General features: G+C 74.6%; 14 protein-coding genes. 7 read left to right on the top strand and 7 right to left on the bottom strand.

What is annotated here, in order from left to right; all coding sequences use genetic code 11:
• Positions 1-22 precede the first annotated feature (22 nt).
• Positions 23-1,036, top strand: coding sequence for a sigma-70 family RNA polymerase sigma factor (locus EBO36_RS08820; RefSeq protein WP_122825566.1), 1,014 nt, complete (start codon positions 23-25; stop codon positions 1,034-1,036).
• Positions 1,037-1,121: 85 nt separating this feature from the next.
• Positions 1,122-1,925 (top strand): SurA N-terminal domain-containing protein, encoded by an 804-nt coding sequence (locus EBO36_RS08815; protein ID WP_122824274.1) that lies wholly within the window; start codon positions 1,122-1,124, stop codon positions 1,923-1,925.
• Between the two features lie 75 nt (positions 1,926-2,000).
• Here EBO36_RS08815 and EBO36_RS08810 read toward each other — a convergent pair whose 3' ends face one another.
• On the bottom strand, positions 2,001-2,795 hold the full coding sequence (locus EBO36_RS08810; protein ID WP_122824273.1) for a maleylpyruvate isomerase N-terminal domain-containing protein: 795 nt from the start codon (positions 2,793-2,795) through the stop codon (positions 2,001-2,003).
• A 96-nt stretch (positions 2,796-2,891) separates the two neighbouring features.
• Here EBO36_RS08810 and EBO36_RS08805 point away from each other — a divergent pair, with 96 nt between their 5' ends.
• Positions 2,892-3,902: a PHP domain-containing protein gene (locus EBO36_RS08805; RefSeq protein WP_122824272.1), complete on the top strand. Its 1,011-nt coding sequence runs from the start codon at positions 2,892-2,894 to the stop codon at positions 3,900-3,902.
• Between the two features lies 1 nt (position 3,903).
• Here the strand turns inward: EBO36_RS08805 and EBO36_RS08800 are convergent, their stop codons facing one another.
• On the bottom strand, positions 3,904-4,305 hold the full coding sequence (locus EBO36_RS08800) for a VOC family protein (protein WP_122824271.1): 402 nt from the start codon (positions 4,303-4,305) through the stop codon (positions 3,904-3,906).
• 112 nt (positions 4,306-4,417) lie between these two features.
• Entirely contained in the window at positions 4,418-4,888 is a 471-nt protein-coding gene (locus EBO36_RS08795; protein ID WP_164471414.1) for a hypothetical protein, read from the bottom strand.
• A 104-nt stretch (positions 4,889-4,992) separates the two neighbouring features.
• Between EBO36_RS08795 and EBO36_RS08790 the strand changes: the two genes are divergently transcribed.
• Both EBO36_RS08790 and EBO36_RS08785 read left to right on the top strand, forming a co-directional pair.
• Entirely contained in the window at positions 4,993-5,943 is a 951-nt protein-coding gene (locus EBO36_RS08790) for a 5'-3' exonuclease (RefSeq protein ID WP_122825565.1), read from the top strand.
• Complete coding sequence (locus tag EBO36_RS08785) at positions 5,940-7,157, top strand: hypothetical protein (protein WP_122824269.1); 1,218 nt, start codon at positions 5,940-5,942, stop codon at positions 7,155-7,157. The genes EBO36_RS08790 and EBO36_RS08785 overlap by 4 nt, the downstream gene beginning before the upstream one ends.
• A gap of 211 nt (positions 7,158-7,368) precedes the next feature.
• On the opposite strand, the gene EBO36_RS08780 is transcribed toward EBO36_RS08785, so the two are convergent.
• Positions 7,369-9,288, bottom strand: a complete 1,920-nt coding sequence (locus EBO36_RS08780) for an oxidoreductase (protein ID WP_122824268.1) — start codon at positions 9,286-9,288, stop codon at positions 7,369-7,371.
• Between the two features lie 228 nt (positions 9,289-9,516).
• On the opposite strand from EBO36_RS08780, the gene glnA reads away from it, so the two are divergent.
• Together glnA and EBO36_RS08770 are read left to right on the top strand one after the other, a co-directional pair.
• Positions 9,517-10,854, top strand: a complete 1,338-nt coding sequence (gene glnA / locus EBO36_RS08775) for a type I glutamate--ammonia ligase (protein ID WP_122824267.1) — start codon at positions 9,517-9,519, stop codon at positions 10,852-10,854.
• A complete protein-coding gene (locus EBO36_RS08770; RefSeq protein ID WP_122824266.1) occupies positions 10,854-13,892 on the top strand; it encodes a bifunctional [glutamine synthetase] adenylyltransferase/[glutamine synthetase]-adenylyl-L-tyrosine phosphorylase in 3,039 nt (1,012 codons plus the stop codon). The genes glnA and EBO36_RS08770 overlap by 1 nt, the downstream gene beginning before the upstream one ends.
• Positions 13,893-13,913: 21 nt before the next feature.
• Here EBO36_RS08770 and EBO36_RS08765 read toward each other — a convergent pair whose 3' ends face one another.
• The 3 genes from EBO36_RS08765 to EBO36_RS08755 all read right to left on the bottom strand — a co-directional run bounded on the left by EBO36_RS08765 (position 13,914) and on the right by EBO36_RS08755 (position 16,703).
• A complete protein-coding gene (locus EBO36_RS08765) occupies positions 13,914-14,678 on the bottom strand; it encodes an amino acid ABC transporter ATP-binding protein (protein WP_122825564.1) in 765 nt (254 codons plus the stop codon).
• Positions 14,679-14,752: 74 nt separating this feature from the next.
• Positions 14,753-15,751, bottom strand: coding sequence for an amino acid ABC transporter permease (locus EBO36_RS08760; protein ID WP_122824265.1), 999 nt, complete (start codon positions 15,749-15,751; stop codon positions 14,753-14,755).
• A gap of 1 nt (position 15,752) precedes the next feature.
• Positions 15,753-16,703: an ABC transporter substrate-binding protein gene (locus tag EBO36_RS08755; RefSeq protein ID WP_122824264.1), complete on the bottom strand. Its 951-nt coding sequence runs from the start codon at positions 16,701-16,703 to the stop codon at positions 15,753-15,755.
• Positions 16,704-16,709 lie beyond the last annotated feature (6 nt).

Here is a 16,709-nt window from a genome sequence, read left to right as displayed (position 1 = left end):
CCTCTACCGTCGTCGCATGGCCATGGAGGCTGTGCCACAGCGCCAGCGCGCCGAGGACGTCGCCCGCAGCGGCTCGGACGACGTCATCGCCCTGCTCGAGCCGCTGCGCCGGGAGATCCTCGCCCACTGCTACCGGATGACCGGGTCCGTGCACGACGCGGAGGACCTCGTCCAGGAGACGTACCTGCGCGCGTGGCGCTCCTTCCACGGGTTCGAGAACCGCTCGTCCCTGCGGACCTGGGTGTTCCGCATCGCCACCAACGCGTGCCTCACCTACCTCCAGGGCCGGGCCCGCCGCCCCCTGCCCACCGGCCTCGGGGCGCCCGCGTCGGACCCGGCCACCGCCCCCCGCGAGGACCACGCCACGGCCTGGGCCGAGCCGCTGCCCGACGCGCTGGTGTGGGCCGATGCCCCCGAGGACCCGGCCGCGCGGACCGTGACCCGGGACAGTGTCCGCCTGGCGTTCGTCGCCGCGCTCCAGCACCTCACCGCCCAGCAGCGCGCGGTCCTGCTCCTGCGTGACGTGCTGGCCTGGCGGGCCAGTGAGGTGGCCGAGGCCCTCGACCTCACCGTCGCCGGGGTGAACTCCACGCTCCAGCGCGCCCGCGCGCGGATGGCCGCCGTCGACACGCAGGCCCGCCCCGAGCTGCCCGACGACGACCGCCGGCGGCGGCTGCTGGCCGCCTACGTCGCCGCCTTCGAGGCGTACGACGTCGCCGCCATCGTCGAGCTCGTCGCCACCGACGTCGTGTGGGAGATGCCGCCCTTCGAGGACTGGTACCTCGGTGCCGAGGACGTCGGGCGGCTCATCTCCACGTGGTGCCCCGCCACCGCCGCGGGGGACATGCGGGTGGTCCGGACGGCCGCCAACGGGCTCCCCACCCTCGCGCTGTACCTGCGGGGCGAGGACGGGGTCCACCGGGCCTTCCAGCTCCAGCAGCTCACCGTGACCGCCGACGGCGTCTCCCACGTGACGTGCTGGTTCTCGCGCGAGCTCTTCACCACGTTCGGCCTCCCGCAGGCGCTGCCGGTGTGATGCAGGGGCGACCTGACGTCAGGCAACCGGTGGGCGCGCGGCGTACAGTGATGCGTTCATGCCCACGCACGCAAGGAAAATCCTCATGAGGAAAAACGTACTGCTGGGCGTGAGCCTGGCCTTCTCGCTGATGGCCGTCGGGGCCTGCAGCGGCGGCTCCGACGACGCCGCGACCGACGGCACGCCCAGCGCGACGTCGACCGCCACGTCGACCGCCTCCGCGTCCGCCGAGCCGACGGCGCCCGCCGACCCCAACGCCGCCCCGGAGCCCGACCTCGAGGGCATCCCGGACGTCGTCGCCGTCGTCAACGGCGAGGAGATCGGCCGCGACGAGTTCGTCTCCACGTACGAGGGGATGTTCTCCCAGTACGCCATGCAGGCGCAGATGTCCGGCCAGCCGGTCGACCAGGACCTGCTCAAGGCGCAGGTCGCCGACAACATGGTGGGCAACACGCTGCTCATCCAGGAGGCCGACAACCGCGGCTTCACCGCCACCCCGGACGCCGTCGACGCCGCGCTCGCCGAGATGGCGGAGCAGAACGGGCTCGAGTCGGCCGACGCCGTCATCACCGCGCTCACCGAGCAGGGGATGACCGAGGAGGAGATCCGCTCTCAGCTGGAGACCCAGGTCAAGGTCGAGCAGCTCATCGCCGACGAGGCGGGGGACACCACGCCCACCGACGAGGAGGTCCAGGCCGCCTACGACGAGGCCGTCGCCCAGCAGGAGGCGGCCGGCGCCGCGTCCGGCCAGACGGCCGAGATGCCGCCGCTGGAGGAGGTCCGCCCGCAGGTCGAGGAGCAGGTGCGCTCGCAGAAGGAGGGGGCCGCCGTCGAGGCGCTCGTCACCTCCCTGCGGGAGAGCGCGGACGTGACGATCAACCTCGAGTAGACCCACGCTGACGGACGGGGGCGGCGCTTCGGCGCCGCCCCCGTTCTGCGTGCTCCGCGGGGACGGGGGAGTCCGTCACTGCGTCGTGGCGGCCACCATGGCGCGGAACCCCTCGGCGACGGCGCGCTGCTCCGGCTCGAGGGCCTCGAGCGTGGCGAGGGTGCCGCGCCCCCACAACCACCGGTCCAGCTCCCACGCACCGCCCACGAGCGGCACGGCCGTCCGCGCGGTTGCGGGGTCCTTGGTGAGCTCGGCCGCCGGCAGGTCCCACTCCCGGCCCGAGTCCGGACCCACCCCGCGGAAGCGGCCGACCCGCAGCGTCCAGGACCGGCCCGCCTGGGCGCCGTCGGCCACCTCGAGGCGCACCGCCGCCCCGTCGGGGTGGAAGGAGCTCCAGCCCGGCACGCCGGCGACCATGACCGCGAGGATCTCGTCGACGCCGTCCGCGGCGAGCTCGTCGGCGACCGGGGTGACGGGGACGCCGGCCGCGAGCTCGGCGTCGACGCGGTGGATGAGCGCCTCGTGCGCCTGCCGGCGCAGCACCCACCCGACGTGGTGGCCGTCGTCGTCCCAGGACCAGCACACATCCCCGGGATCGGCACCGGCGAGCGCGGTCGCCAGGCGCCGGCTCGCGTCGTCGAACAGGCCCGGCAGCGCGGCAGGGTTCTCGGGCCGGGGGAGCGGGGCCACGTCCTCGCCGTCGGACCCCACCGCCACGTACGCCCAGAAGTCCTGGACCTCCGCGAGGTGGTAGACGAGGTCGGCGCCGGTCCACCCGGGGCACGTGGGGACGGGCGCCTGGGGCGCGAGCTGGCGGGCGAGTGCGGAGAAGCGTGCCGACTCCGAGCGGATGACGTCGAGGAAGTCCACCCCGCTTTCCTACCGCCCGCACGCCCGGACCGGCAAGACCACGCGCCGCGCCGCCCGCGCGTTGCGGTGCGCGCGCCGCCGCGTAGCCTCACCGACGTGGATCCCGTCGAGGCACTCAAGCGCGTCGCCTACCTCCTCGAGCGAGACCTCGCCGAGCCGCACCGGGTCAAGGCGTTCCGCAAGGCCGCGTGGCGGCTCGAGGCGCTGCCCGCCGGCGAGCTCGAGGAGCGCCTCGCCGCCGGGACGCTCACGCAGCTGCCCGACGTCGGCCCGAGGACGGCGGCCGTGGCGGCGGAGGCGGCCCGCGGCGCGGTGCCCGCCTACCTCGCCGACCTCGAGGCGCGGGCCCGCCCGCTCGTCGAGGGCGGGGAGGTGGTCCGCGGCTGGCTGCGCGGGGACCTGCACACCCACTCCGACTGGTCCGACGGCGGCAGCCCGATCGCGGAGATGGCCCAGGCCGCCGTCGCCGCCGGCCACTCCTACGTCGCCCTCACCGACCACTCCCCGCGCCTCACAGTGGCCCGGGGGCTGAGCCCGGAGCGGCTGCGCGAGCAGCTCGACGTGGTCGCCCGGCTCAACGCCGAGCTCGCGCCGTTCCGGATCCTCACCGGCATCGAGGTCGACATCACCGAGGACGGCTCGCTCGACCAGGAACCGGAGCTGCTCGCCGAGCTCGACGTCGTCGTCGCCTCCGTCCACTCCCAGCTGCGGATGGACGCCGCCACGATGACCCGGCGGATGGTCACCGCCATCGCGAACCCCGCGGTCGACGTCCTCGGCCACTGCACGGGGCGGCTCGTCACCGGCGGGCGCGGCACCCGGCCCGAGTCACAGTTCGACGCCGAGATCGTCTTCGAGGCGTGCCGGCGCTTCGACGTCGCCGTCGAGATCAACTCCCGGCCCGAGCGGCGTGACCCGCCCACCCGGCTGCTCGCCCTCGCCGACGAGACCGGCTGCCGGTTCGCCATCGACACCGACGCGCACGCCCCCGGCCAGCTCGACTTCCTCGACCACGGCTGCGCCCGGGCGCAGGAGCAGGGGATCACCCGCGACCGGGTCGTCAACGCGATGGACGTCGACGACCTGCTCGCCTGGACGCGTCGCTGAGTCAGCGCACGGCCGCGAGGTCGTAGTAGAGAAACTCCCAGGCGTGGCCGTCGGGGTCGGTGACCGCGCGGGCGTACCCCGGGCCGTCCTCCATGGCGTCGCGGTACTCGGTGCCGCCGTGGGTGAGCGCGCGGGCGACGAGCGCGTCGACCTCCGCCCGCGAGTCGGCGGACAGGGCGTTGAGCACCTGGGTGATCCGGCGGGGGTCGGCGACCGTCGACGGCGCGAACTCGGCGAAGCGCTCGGACGGGAGCAGGATCAGGCAGACCGCGTCCGAGACGACGATGCACACGCCCTGGTCGTCGGTGAAGAGCTCGTTGACCGCGAAGCCGAGGCCGACGTAGAAGCGGCGGGAGACGTCGAGGTCGGAGACGGGCAGGTTGACGAAGATCATGCGGTCCATCTCGAGCTCCTCGGCTGGGGTCAGGGCGCGCGGTGCCCCTGCCATACGGACCGGTGCCGGCCGCGGAAGTCATCGGCCCGGCGCCGCTCGGCCACCCGAGAGCCCGGGCCGATCAGTGGGGCGCGTACTGGATCCGCTTGCCGCGGCGGACCCATCCCGGGATCGGCAGGCAGCCAGCCGGCACCTGGGAGGTGGTCGTGACGATCACCTCGCCGTCGGGGAAGGTGATCTCCATCCGCGACCGGCCGGGGGCGCTCACCTCGACGACGTGTCCACGGACCGCCGCGTCCACGATGTCGGCGAGGAAGACGGCGTCGAGCGAGGTGCGGTCGAGGTCCCAGTGCCCTCGCCGCTGGCTGTGCCCGCCGACCTCCACCGAGAGGAACTCGGCCGTCTCCACCCACGTGACCGACGCCGCTGCGGGATGGCGAGGGCGGATGACGACGCTGCGGCCGCCGGGGTGGTCCTCCGGCGTCACCCGCTCGAGGGTCGCCCGCCCGGCAAGCTCGGTCCCCAGGCGAGCGGCGAGCGCCTCGAGGTGCGCCCCTGCCTCGTCACGGGGAAGGGGTGTCGTCTCGGTCATGATGATCATTCTCGCGCACCCGGGAGGGCGCCATGACTCGGCGCCGTGACCCGGGCGCCGGCGTCCTCGGCGCGGCCCCGGACCCGGCCGGGTACCGTCCCTGCATGGCTCCCACCGGTGGTCCGTTGCTCCTCCTCGACTCGGCCTCGCTGTACTTCCGCGCGTTCTTCGGCGTGCCGGACAGCCTCAAGGCGCCCGACGGGACGCCGGTCAACGCGGTCCGCGGGTTCCTCGACACCATCGGTCGGCTCATCGAGGACCGCCGGCCGGCGCGCGTCGTCGCGTGCTGGGACGACGACTGGCGCCCGGCCTGGCGGGTGGCGGCGCTGCCGTCGTACAAGGCGAACCGGCTCACCGAGGACGGGACCGAGGAGGTCGCGCCCGCGCTCACGGTGCAGGTGCCGATCATCGTCGAGGCCCTGGCCGCTCTGGGGATCCCTCGGCTGGGCGCGCCGGGCTTCGAGGCCGACGACGTCATCGGCACGCTCGTCGCCCGCGAGCTCGCCCGGCCGGCCGGGGAGCGGGCCGGCACCGTCGAGGTGGTCACCGGGGACCGGGACCTCTTCCAGCTCGTCGACGACGCGGCGGGCGTCGTCGTCCTCTACCCCATGAAGGGCATCAAGGACCTCCAGCGGGTCGACCAGGCGTGGCTGCGGGCCAGGTACGGCGTGACGAGCGGGCAGGGCTACGCCGACATGGCCACCCTGCGCGGCGACCCGAGCGACGGGCTGCCGGGGGTGGCCGGGATCGGGGAGAAGACCGCCGTCGCCCTCCTGGGCCGGTACGGCGACCTCGCGGGCGTCATCGCGGCGGCCGACCAGGTGGGGAGCGGCCTCACGCCGGCGCAGCGCACGCGCCTCGTCGAGGCGCGTGACTACCTCGCCGTGGCGCCCGGCGTCGTGCGGGTCGCGCCGGACGCCCCCGTCGCCGAGGTCGACGACGCGGTGCCCGCCACGCCGGCGGACCCCGACGCCGTCGCGCGACTGGCGGAGCGGTGGAACCTCGGGTCGCCGATGGCCCACGTCGTCCGGGCGATGGCGGCCGCCCCGAGATGAGCGACGTCGTCGTCGTCGCTCGCGAGCTCTACGGGCTGGGCCTGGCGGAGTTCGTCGCGGAGCGCGACCGGCGAGCCAAGGCGGCGCGCGCCGACGGCGACCGGGGACTGGCCCAGGCCGTCAAGGCCCTGCGCAAGCCGTCCGTCGCGGCGTGGGCCGCCAACATGCTCGCCCGGCGCCGGTCGGAGGTGCTCGACGACGTCGTCCGGGTGGGGGAGGAGCTGCGCACCGCCCAGGCCGCGCTCGACCGGGCGCGGATGCGGGAGCTCGACCGGGAGCGCCGCCGGGTGCTCCGGGACGTGGTCGCGGCCGCTCGGGCGGTGGGCGACGAGCTCGGCCAGCACGTCGGCGAGGCCGCAGCGGGGGAGCTCGACACCATGGTGCGGGCGGCGATGGTGGACCCGCGCGCCGCGCAGGCCCTGCTCAGCGGCCTGCTCGTGGCGACGATGGAGGCGACCGGGCTCGGCGCCGTCGATCTCGACGGCGCCCTCGCCGTCCCCGGGGTGGTGCCCGACGCCGACGCCGTGGACGACCTCGTCGAGGTCGGGGGCCGTGGCGGGGGTGACGCGGGCGGGCGGCCCGGGCGGCCCGGGCGGCCCGGCGCGGCGCGTGCTGGCGAGGCGGCTCGGGCGCGCGGCGACGAGGCCGCGGACGACGACGAGGGCAAGGCGGCCGAGCCTGAGGAGGACGACGCGGGCGCTGAGACCGGGGCTCGCGGTCCCGGGCGCCCGGGTCGGCGGGCGGGCAAGGACCGCCGGCGCGGTGGTGGCCCGCGGGCCGAGGAGGACGGCGCGGCCTCGGACGGCGACGCGGCCGAGGAGGGCGACGAGCCCGCGGCCGCGGAGCCCCCGGCGGGCACGAGGAGCGGCACGCGGTCGCGCACCCTCGCGGACGAGCACCGGCGCACCCGCGCCAGGGAACGGGCGCAGGCGGCGCGGGACCGCGCCGAGGCCCGCGAGGCCACGACGACCGAGGAGCTGCGCGAGGCCGAGGAGCGCGCCCGGACCGTGCAGGCGAGGATCCTCCAGCTCCAGGCCGAGATCGACGAGCTCCGCCGCGGCATCGCCGAGCGCGAGCACGCGCTCGACCGCGCCGAGGACGACCTCGCGGCGGCGCAGTCCCGCCGCGACCGCGCGTCCCGGAGGGCCGACGACGCGCGCGAGGCCGCCGACGCCGCCCGCGAGGAGCTGGACGCGCTCGACGTCGACGCGTGAGCCGTCGTCGGTGTGGCGCTGCGCCGCGCGGGGCCCGACCCCGGGCGGCCCGACCCCGTGCCCCCCAGCCGCACCCGTCCGCGGCTTATGGGTGAGATCGCAGCGCCATAGCCACCGCGATCTCACCCATAAGACCCCGCCCCGGCGTTTCTGCATGATCACGAAGGAGGGGGAGCGCCCCGGCATCACGAGGGAGGGGGACCGGGGACTGTTACAGGGACGCCGCGAGCACGTAGGCCTCGTTGATCGCCTCCCCGACCTTCGCCGGCTCCACGCAGTCCCCGACCGGGTGGACGTTCGTCGCGCCGCGGGCGTGGAGCTCCTCGGCGAGCGTCGTCCGTGGGCGACTGCCCAGGGCGATGATGACCGTGTCGGTGGGCACGGTCACCGGCCCCTCGGGCCCACGCGCCAGCACGCCCTCGTCGGTGACGGCCTCGACGGCGTGCTCGGTGAGCAGCGTGACGCCCTCCTCGGCGAGCTGGCGCAGGAGCGTGATCCTGTTGACGACGAGCATGTCGCGGGCGATGTCGTCCGCCATCTCGACGACGGTGACCGCGTGCCCCTCACGGGCGAGCTCGAGCGCGGCGTCCGCGCCGGAGAGGCCACCACCGGCGACCACCACGCGGTGCCCGACGGGTGCCCCCTCGTGGAACTGGAGCACGTCGACGACGTTCTCCCGGTCGATCCCCTCGATCGACCGGGGCATCACCTGGACGGAACCGGTCGCCACGACCACCTCGTCGGCGGTCGCGAGCTCGGGGGAGTCGGCGGTGATGTCGTGGCCCAGGTGCAGCGTGACGGGCAGGTCGGCGAGCTGCCCCTCCCACCACGTCACCATGCGCCGCAGCTCGCGCTTGAAGTCGGGTGTCGCGGCGGGCCACAGCACGCCGCCGGTGTGCTCGCCGCGGTCGTAGACGTCGACCGTATGACCGCGCAGGGCCGCGACCCGCGCCGCCTCGAGCCCCGCCGGCCCGGCCCCGACGACGGCGATCCGCTTCGCCGTCGTCGCGGGGACGAGCCGGCGCTCCTCCTCGAAGCCCGCCACCGGGTTGACGGCGCAGCCCACGGGGATCTTCGCCAGCACGTTCCCGACGCACAGCTGGTTGCACCGGATGCAGGGGCGGATGTCCTCGGGCTGGCCGGCCGCGAGCTTGAGCGGCAGCTCCGGGTCGGCGATGAGCGCGCGCCCCATGCCGATGAAGTCGACCTCCCCGGAGGCGACGGCGCGTTCGCCGATCTCCGGGGTGATGTTCCCGGTCGCCATGACGGGGACGTCGACGACCCTGCGCACCGCCGCGGCCCCGGCGAGCAGGGGCGCGTCCCCCATGTAGTAGGGCGGGAAGATCCAGTCGACGGTCTCGAAAGCGCCGTCGTCGACCATGAGGAGGTCCACCCCGGCCGCCGCGATGAGCGGCGCCATCTCGAGCGCGTCCGCCAGCCGGCGCCCACCGGGCATGTGGTGGTCGACGGTGAGGCGGAACGTGATCGCCAGGCCGGGCGCGGCGCGTCGTGCCGCCTCGATGAGGTCGACGGCGAGGCGCAGCCGGTTCTCGAGGCTGCCGCCGTAGCGGTCGGTTCGCTGGTTCCACTGCGCGCTCATGAACTGGTCGAGCAGGTACCCGGTGTGGGAGTGGATGTCGACGGCGTCGAAGCCCGCGGCGGCGAGCCGTGCGGCGGCCTCGCCGAACCGCGTGACGAGGAGCTCTACCTCCTCGGTGCTCAGCGCACGGCAGGTCTGCGAGGGGTTGGCCAACCACGGGGTGGGCGACGCCGACACGGGCACCGACCGCCCCGGCTCCGGCCCGCCGACGCGTCCGGACCCCGGCGTGAGCTGGCCGGCGATGAGGCCGCCGCTGGCGTGCACCGCGTCGGCGAGGCGGCGCAGCCCCGGGATCGAGGAGTCGTCGAGCACCTTCGGCCACCCCTCGTTGACCTCGAAGGCCTCCGTGGTGGTCATCGTCCCGGTGATGAGGAGACCGGCGCCCCCCGCTGACCGCGCGGCGTAGTAGGCGAGCTCGCGGTCGTTGATCGTGGTGCCGTACTCGAGGTGCATGGGCGGCAGGACGATGCGGTTGCGGGTGGTGAGGGGCCCGATCGTGCCGGGGCTGAGCAGGTGGTCGTAGGCGGTCATGGTGGTTCTCCCTTCGGTGCCTTCCTGTCTACGCCAGCCAGTACGGCACGCGGTGGGCCCTTCGTCGCGTCGAGCCGCGCGCGCGAGGTGATCCTCGCCGGCGGCACGGCACGGCACGGCACGGCACGGCACGGCACGGGCGGTGCTGCGGCGGCGACGCCCGGTGCACCATGATGGGCACCGGTGGCCCGCGCGGGGCCGAGACGCCGACGAGTGAAGGGCCACGCGATGGACAGGCAGCAGGAGTACGTGCTTCGGGCCATCGAGGAGCGCGACATCCGCTTCATCCGCCTGTGGTTCACCGACGTGCTCGGCGTCCTCAAGTCCGTGGCCATCGCCCCCGCCGAGCTCGAGGGGGCGTTCGCCGAGGGCATCGGCTTCGACGGCAGCTCCATCGAGGGGCTCGCGCGCGTCTACGAGGCCGACATGCTGGCCAAGCCGGACCCGTCGACGTTCCAGGTGCTGCCGTGGCGCGGCGACCAGCACGGCGTCGCGCGGATGTTCTGCGACATCCTCACGCCCGACGGCGAGCCCGCCCGCTCCGACCCGCGCAACGTCCTCAAGCGGTCGCTGGCCAGGGCCGCCGACGCGGGCTTCACGTTCTACACCCACCCCGAGATCGAGTTCTACCTCCTCGAGCCCCAGCTCGACCCGCTGGCGCCGCTGGTCCCGGTCGACCGCGCGGGCTACTTCGACCACGTGGCCCGCGGCACGACCCACGACTTCCGCCGGGCCGCCATCGGCGTGCTCGAGTCCATGGGGATCTCCGTGGAGTACTCCCACCACGAGGCCGGCCCGGGGCAGAACGAGATCGACCTGCGTTACGCCGACTCCCTGTCCACGGCGGACAACATCATGACGTTCCGCACGGTGGTCAAGGAGGTCGCCCTCCAGCAGGGCTACCACGCGACGTTCATGCCCAAGCCGTCCATCGACTGGCCCGGGTCGGGCATGCACACCCACCTCTCGCTCTTCGAGGGGGACTCCAACGCCTTCTACGACCCGGCCGGGCAGTACCAGCTGTCCTCGACGGGGCGGAGCTTCATCGCGGGCCTGCTGCGGCACGCTGCCGAGATCACGGCCGTGACCAACCAGCACGTCAACTCCTACAAGCGGCTGTGGGGCGGCGGCGAGGCGCCGAGCTACGTCTCCTGGGGCCACAACAACCGTTCGGCGCTCGTGCGGGTGCCCATGCACAAGCCCGACAAGGGCCAGTCCGTCCGGGTCGAGTACCGCGCGCTGGACTCGGCGGCCAACCCCTACCTCGCCTATGCCGTCCTCCTCGCCGCCGGACTCAAGGGCATCGAGGAGGGCTACGAGCTCCCGGAGGAGGCCGAGGACAACGTCTGGGGCCTGTCCGACTCCGAGCGCCGCGCGCTGGGTATCCCCGCGCTGCCCGGCAGCCTCCAGCACGCCCTGGAGATCATGGAGTCCTCCGAGCTCGTCGCCGAGACCCTCGGCGAGGACGTCTTCGAGTTCTTCGTCCGCAACAAGCACCAGGAGTGGACGGAGTACCGCTCGCAGGTGACGCCGTTCGAGCGCGCCCGGTTGCTCCCGGGTATCTAGTGCGCGCGGCGACGACCCGGTCCACCCTGCTGCGGCTCGGGTTCACCGACCCGGGGCGGGCCGAGTCGCTCCTCACGGAGCCGGTCCTCGGCCCGGTGCTCGCGCGCGCCGAGGAGGCCGGGGCGCCCTTGCCGGAGGCGCTCGCGAGCGCTGCGGACCCGGACCTGGCCCTGCTGGCCACGGTCCGGCTCCTCGAGGCGTGCGGTGACCGGCACGGCGACGTCGCCACGGTGCTCGCCGCCGACACGCTCCACCGGCGCCGCCTCGTCGCCGTCCTCGGCGCCTCGAGCGCCCTCGGGGACATGCTCGTCGCCCGCCCGGAGGACGTCGCCCTCCTCGCCGAGCGGGACGAGGTGGACGTCCTCGACCTCCTCCCCGAGGACGAGCGGGCCAAGGCCCTCGCCGCCGTCGGCGCGGACCCCACCGCGGACCCGCCGGTCGCCACCGTCACCGGCAGCGCCGGGGTCGCCGCCCTGCGCCGGCACTACCGCCGGCGCCTCCTCGAGGTCGCCGCCGCGGACCTCACCAGCCCCGACCCGTTCGCCGCGCTGCCCAAGGTGGCCGCGGCGCTGGCCGACCTCGCCGGGGCGGCCCTGGACGCCGCCCTCGCCGTCGCCCGCGCCGACCTGCCGGACGGGGCCCGCGGCGTCCGCCTCGCCGTCCTGGGGATGGGCAAGACCGGGGGCCGGGAGCTCAACTACGTCTCCGACGTCGACGTCGTGTACGTCGTCGCGCCGGCGCGCGAGGACGTCACCGAGGGGGCGGCCGTCACCGTCGGGACCCGGCTCGCCGCCGCGCTGGCGCGCGCGTGCTCGGGAGCGGGGGGCGAGCCCGCGCTGTGGCCGGTGGACGCCAACCTGCGGCCCGAGGGCAAGGACGGCCCCCTGGTGCGCACCCTGGCCTCGCACCGCGCCTACTACGAGCGCTGGGCGCGGACGTGGGAGTTCCAGGCGCTGCTCAAGGCCCGGCCGGTGGCCGGCGACGCCGCCCTCGGCGCTGAGTACGTCGCCGCCCTGGCCCCGCTCGTGTGGTCCGCCGCCGAGCGGGAGAACTTCGTCGAGGACTCCCAGGCGATGCGCCGTCGCGTGGAGGACAACATCCGACCCGCCGACGCGGAGCGGGAGCTCAAGCTCGGGCGTGGCGGCCTGCGGGACGTGGAGTTCACCGTCCAGCTCCTCCAGCTCGTCCACGGCCGCACCGACGAGCGGATCCGCTCGGGCACGACGCTCACGGCGCTCGCCTCGCTCGCCGAGGCCGGCTACGTCGGGCGCGACCCCGCCGCGCGGATGGACGTGTGCTACCGGTTCCTGCGCGTCCTCGAGCACCGCATCCAGCTCTTCCGGCTCCGCCGCACCCACGTGGTGCCGACCGACGAGGCGGACCTGCGCCGGCTCGGACGCGCCATCGGGCACGACGGCATCTCCGGCGCCGACTCCCTCGAGAAGCGCTGGCTCGCCACCCGCCGCCACGTCCGGCGCCTCCACGAGGAGATCTTCTACCGGCCCCTGCTGCCGGCGGCCGCCCGGCTGGCGCCCGAGGACCTCTCGCTGGCACCCGAGGCGGCCCGGGCCCGCCTGGCGGCGATCGGCTACCGCGACCCCGACGGCGCGGTGCGCCACATCGCCGCGCTGTCGGCAGGGGTCTCGCGCAGCGCGTCGATCCAGCGCCAGCTGCTGCCCGTCATGCTCGGCTGGTTCGCCGAGGGCCCCGACCCCGACGGCGGCCTGCTCGCCTTCCGCAAGCTCTCGGAGCAGATGGGCCGCACCCACTGGTACCTCGGGCTGCTGCGCGACTCCACCGCGGCCGCCCCGCGCCTGGCCGAGGTGCTCTCGAGCAGCCGATACCTCGCCGAGGCGCTCACCCACCTGCCCGAGGCCGTCGCGTGGCTCGCCGACGACGACGAGCTGTGCGCCCGCGAGCCGGCGGCGCTACGGTCCCAGATGCTCGCCGTCCTCGCCCGCCGCGACACCCCTGGCCCCGCGGCGACCGCCATCCGCTACCAGCGTCGGCGCGAGCTCGTCCGGGCGGGCATCGGCGACGTCCTCGACGGCATCCACGGGGGACGCGACGCGGCGATCCTCACGCCGGCCGCGGACGTCGCCCTCGAGGCGGCGCTCCGCGTGGGCGTCGCCGAGGCGCTGCGCAGCCACGAGCTGGCCGAGCCGCTGTCCCGGTTCCTCGTCGTCGCCATGGGGCGCCTCGGAGGTGCCGAGATGAGCTACGCCTCCGACGCCGACGTGCTCTTCGTCCACGACCCGCTGCCGGGCGCGGACGAGGCGCTCGCCCAGCAGGTCGCGCTCACCGTCGCCGGGAACGTCCGCTCGCTCCTCGGGGACCCCGGCCCCGAGCCGGCGTTCCCCGTCGACGCCGCCCTGCGGCCCGAGGGACGCAACGGCCCCATCACCCGGTCGTTCGCCTCCTACGCCGAGTACTACCAGCGGTGGGCCGAGCCGTGGGAGCGCCAGGCCCTGCTACGGGCCCGGCCGGTGGCGGGCGACGCCGAGCTCGGTGAGCGGTTCGTCGCGCTCATCGCGCCGGTCCGCTACCCCGACGGCGGCCTCGACGCCGCGGCGCTGCGCGAGCTGCGCCGGATCAAGGCCCGGGTGGAGTCCGAGCGGATGCCGCGCGGGGTACCGCCCACGCGGCACCTCAAGCTCGGCCGGGGTGGGCTCACCGACGTCGAGTGGACCGCCCAGCTCCTCCAGCTCCAGCACGCCTTCGAGGTGCCCGAGCTGCGCACGACGACGACGCTGGGCGCGCTCGTCGCGGCGCGCGAGGCGGGGGTGCTGGCCGGGGAGGACGCCGAGCGGCTGTGCGCGGCGTGGACGCTCGCCTCCCGGATCCGCAACGCGACCGTGCTGTTCACCGGGCGGACGACGGGCGGCAAGATCGATGTCCTGCCGGGCGACCGGCACGAGCTCGGCGGTGTCGCGCGCGTCCTGGGCTACGGGCCGGGGGAGGGCCCGGAGCTCGAGGAGGACTACCTGCGTACCGCGCGCCGGGCGCGGGCCGTCGTCGAACGGGTGTTCTTCGACTGACCCGCGCCCCGGCGGTGCGCCTCAGAGGACCTTGGAGAGGAACTCCACGGTCCGCGGCTCGCGCGGGTTCTCGAGGACCTCGCGCGGCGGGCCGGACTCGACGATGACGCCCTCGTCCATGAAGACGAGGTGGTCGCCCACCTCCCGCGCGAAGCCGATCTCGTGGGTGACGACGACCATGGTCATGCCCGAGGCGGCCAGGTCCTGCATGACGCCGAGGACCTCGCCGACGAGCTCGGGGTCGAGCGCCGAGGTGGGCTCGTCGAAGAGCATGAGCTCGGGCTCCATGGCCAGCGCCCGCGCGATGGCCACCCGCTGCTGCTGACCGCCGGAGAGCTGCGCGGGGTAGTGGTCCGCGCGGTCGGCCAGCCCGACCCGGTCGAGCAGGGCCCGCGCCGACTCCCGGGCCGCCGCCTTGCTCAGCCCGCGCACGTGGACCGGGGCCTCCATGACGTTGGCGAGCGCGGTCATGTGCGGGAAGAGGTTGAAGCGCTGGAAGACCATGCCGATGCTCGAGCGCTGCCGGGCGACGACGGAGGGGTGGAGCTCCTGGAGCTCGACCGTGCCGTTCCTCTCCCGCTCCCGGTATCCCATGAGCTCGCCGTCGACGTAGATGCGGCCCGCGCTGATCTCCTCGAGCTGGTTGATGCAGCGCAGGAGCGTCGACTTGCCGGACCCCGACGGTCCGACGACGACGGACACCGACCCGCGCGGGACGACGAGGTCGACGCCTCGCAGGACGTGGAGGTCTCCGAAGAACTTGTGGATGCCACGGGCCTCGACCATCGGCACGTCCCGGGACGCGCCGGTGCCGCTCGTGCCAGCTGCGTGAGCGCCGGAGGCGTGCGTGCCCGCCGCGCTCACGGGGTCACGTCCAGGAACGGGCGGTCCGGCGTCGTGCCGGCGGCGAGGATCGCCTGGTGCCGGCTCAGGCGCGCCTTGCGGCCGCGCCCACCACCGCCCCGGCCACCGCCGCGGCCACCGCCGTGGGCCCCGTCGAAGCCGCGGCCGTAGTACCGCTCGAGGTAGTGCTGGCCAACCATGAGGACGCTGGTGATGGCGAGGTACCACAGGGCGGCGACGACGAGCAGGGGGATCGGCAGGAACACACGGTTACCGATGGCGTTCGTCGCGTAGGTGATGTCGAGGGTGAAGGGGACCGCGAGGACGAGGGACGTCGTCTTGAGCATGGAGATGGTCTCGTTCCCGGTCGGCGGCACGATGACCCGCATGGCCTGGGGCAGGATGATGCGGCGCAGGATCGTGGACTCCTTCATGCCGAGCGCGCGTGCCGCCTCGCTCTGACCGGGGTCGACGCTGTTGAGGCCCGCACGGACGATCTCCGCGAGGTAGGCCGCCTCGTTGAGCGCGAGCCCGAGCAGGGCGGCCCAGAACGCGGTGATGACGTCGGCGGTGGTGAACGTCCAGAACTCCGGGCCGAACGGGATCCCGAGGCTCAGGCGGGGGTACAGGACGCTGAGCAGGCCCCAGAACACCAGCTGGGTGTAGATCGGGGTCCCGCGGAACACCCAGATGTAGAACCAGCTCACGCCTCGCATGACGGGGTTGTCGGAGCGGCGCATGATGGCGAGCGCCACCGCCAGGACCACGGCGATGGCCATGGCCCCGGCGGTGAGCAGCAGCGTCCACCCGACGCCGCGGATGATGGTGACGTCACGCAGGTACAGCCAGACGATGTCCCAGCGGAAGCGCTCGTTGGTGATGAGCGCGTTGGCGGCCATCGCCGCGAGGACGGCGACCACGGCAGCCGAGATCCACCGTCCGGGCCGGGGCACCGGGCGCGCGTGGATGAGCTCGGGAGTGCTCGCGGTCGCGCCCGTCGATGCGGGGGCTGGCATGTCAGCCCTCGACGGCCGGGTTGAGCTCGGCCGTGGTGAGCGCACCGGAGTCGTTGCCCCACGCCTCGAGGAGGGCGGGGTACTCACCGCTGTCCATGAGGTGCTGGACGGCCGCCTGGACGGCCTCGGTGAGCTCGGCGTCGTCCGCGGACACGGCGATGCCCTGCGGGGCGGAGTCGAAGACCTCGCCGAGCTGCTCCGCCTGGCCGTCCGTCTGGGAGATGGCGTAGGCGATGACCGGCGAGTCGGCGTACATGACGTCGATGCGGCCGCCGACGAGGTTCGTCGTCACGTCGGACTGCGAGGAGTAGCGCAGCACCTCGAGGGTCTCGCCGGCCGCCTCGCACTCGGCGACCATGTCGGTGGTGAGCTCGTCCTGGTACGTGCCGGTCTGGACGCCCAGCCGGGTGCCGCAGATGTTCTCCGGGTCGACGTCGGCGGGGTTGCCGGCGGCGACGGCGTAGGCGGAGCCGGCCTCGAAGTTGGAGATCATGTTGACCTGCTCGAGGCGCTCCGGGGTGATGGTGAAGGAGCTGAGCCCGATGTCGTAGCGCGAGCCGATGGCCGGGATGATCGAGGCGAACTCCGCGTGGTGGATCTCCACGTCCAGCCCGAGCACGAGGGCGATCGCCTCGGCGAGGTCGATGTCGTAGCCCACCGGGGTCTGGCCGTCGGCGCCGCCGACGAACTCGGCCGGGGCGTAGGTGAGGTTGACGCCGACGTCGAGCGTGCCGTCCTCGGCGACGGCCGCGGGCAGCATCGCGGCGATCTCGTCCACCTTCTCGATGCCGCTGAGGTCGACCTCGGGCTCACCGGACGCCCCGGTGGTGGCGCCGTCCGTGCTGGTGGTGCCGGTGGCGTCGTCGCTCGGCGGGTTCTGGGACGCGTCGGTGCAGGCGGTCAGGGCGAGGCCGGCCGCGGCGAGCACGGCAAGGGCGGGAAGACGGCGCATGGGGGC

It is taken from the genome of Georgenia faecalis (assembly GCF_003710105.1).
GTDB classification, from domain to species: Bacteria; Actinomycetota; Actinomycetes; order Actinomycetales; family Actinomycetaceae; genus Georgenia_A; species Georgenia_A faecalis.
This window is presented reverse-complemented; position numbering and strand designations above follow the sequence as displayed.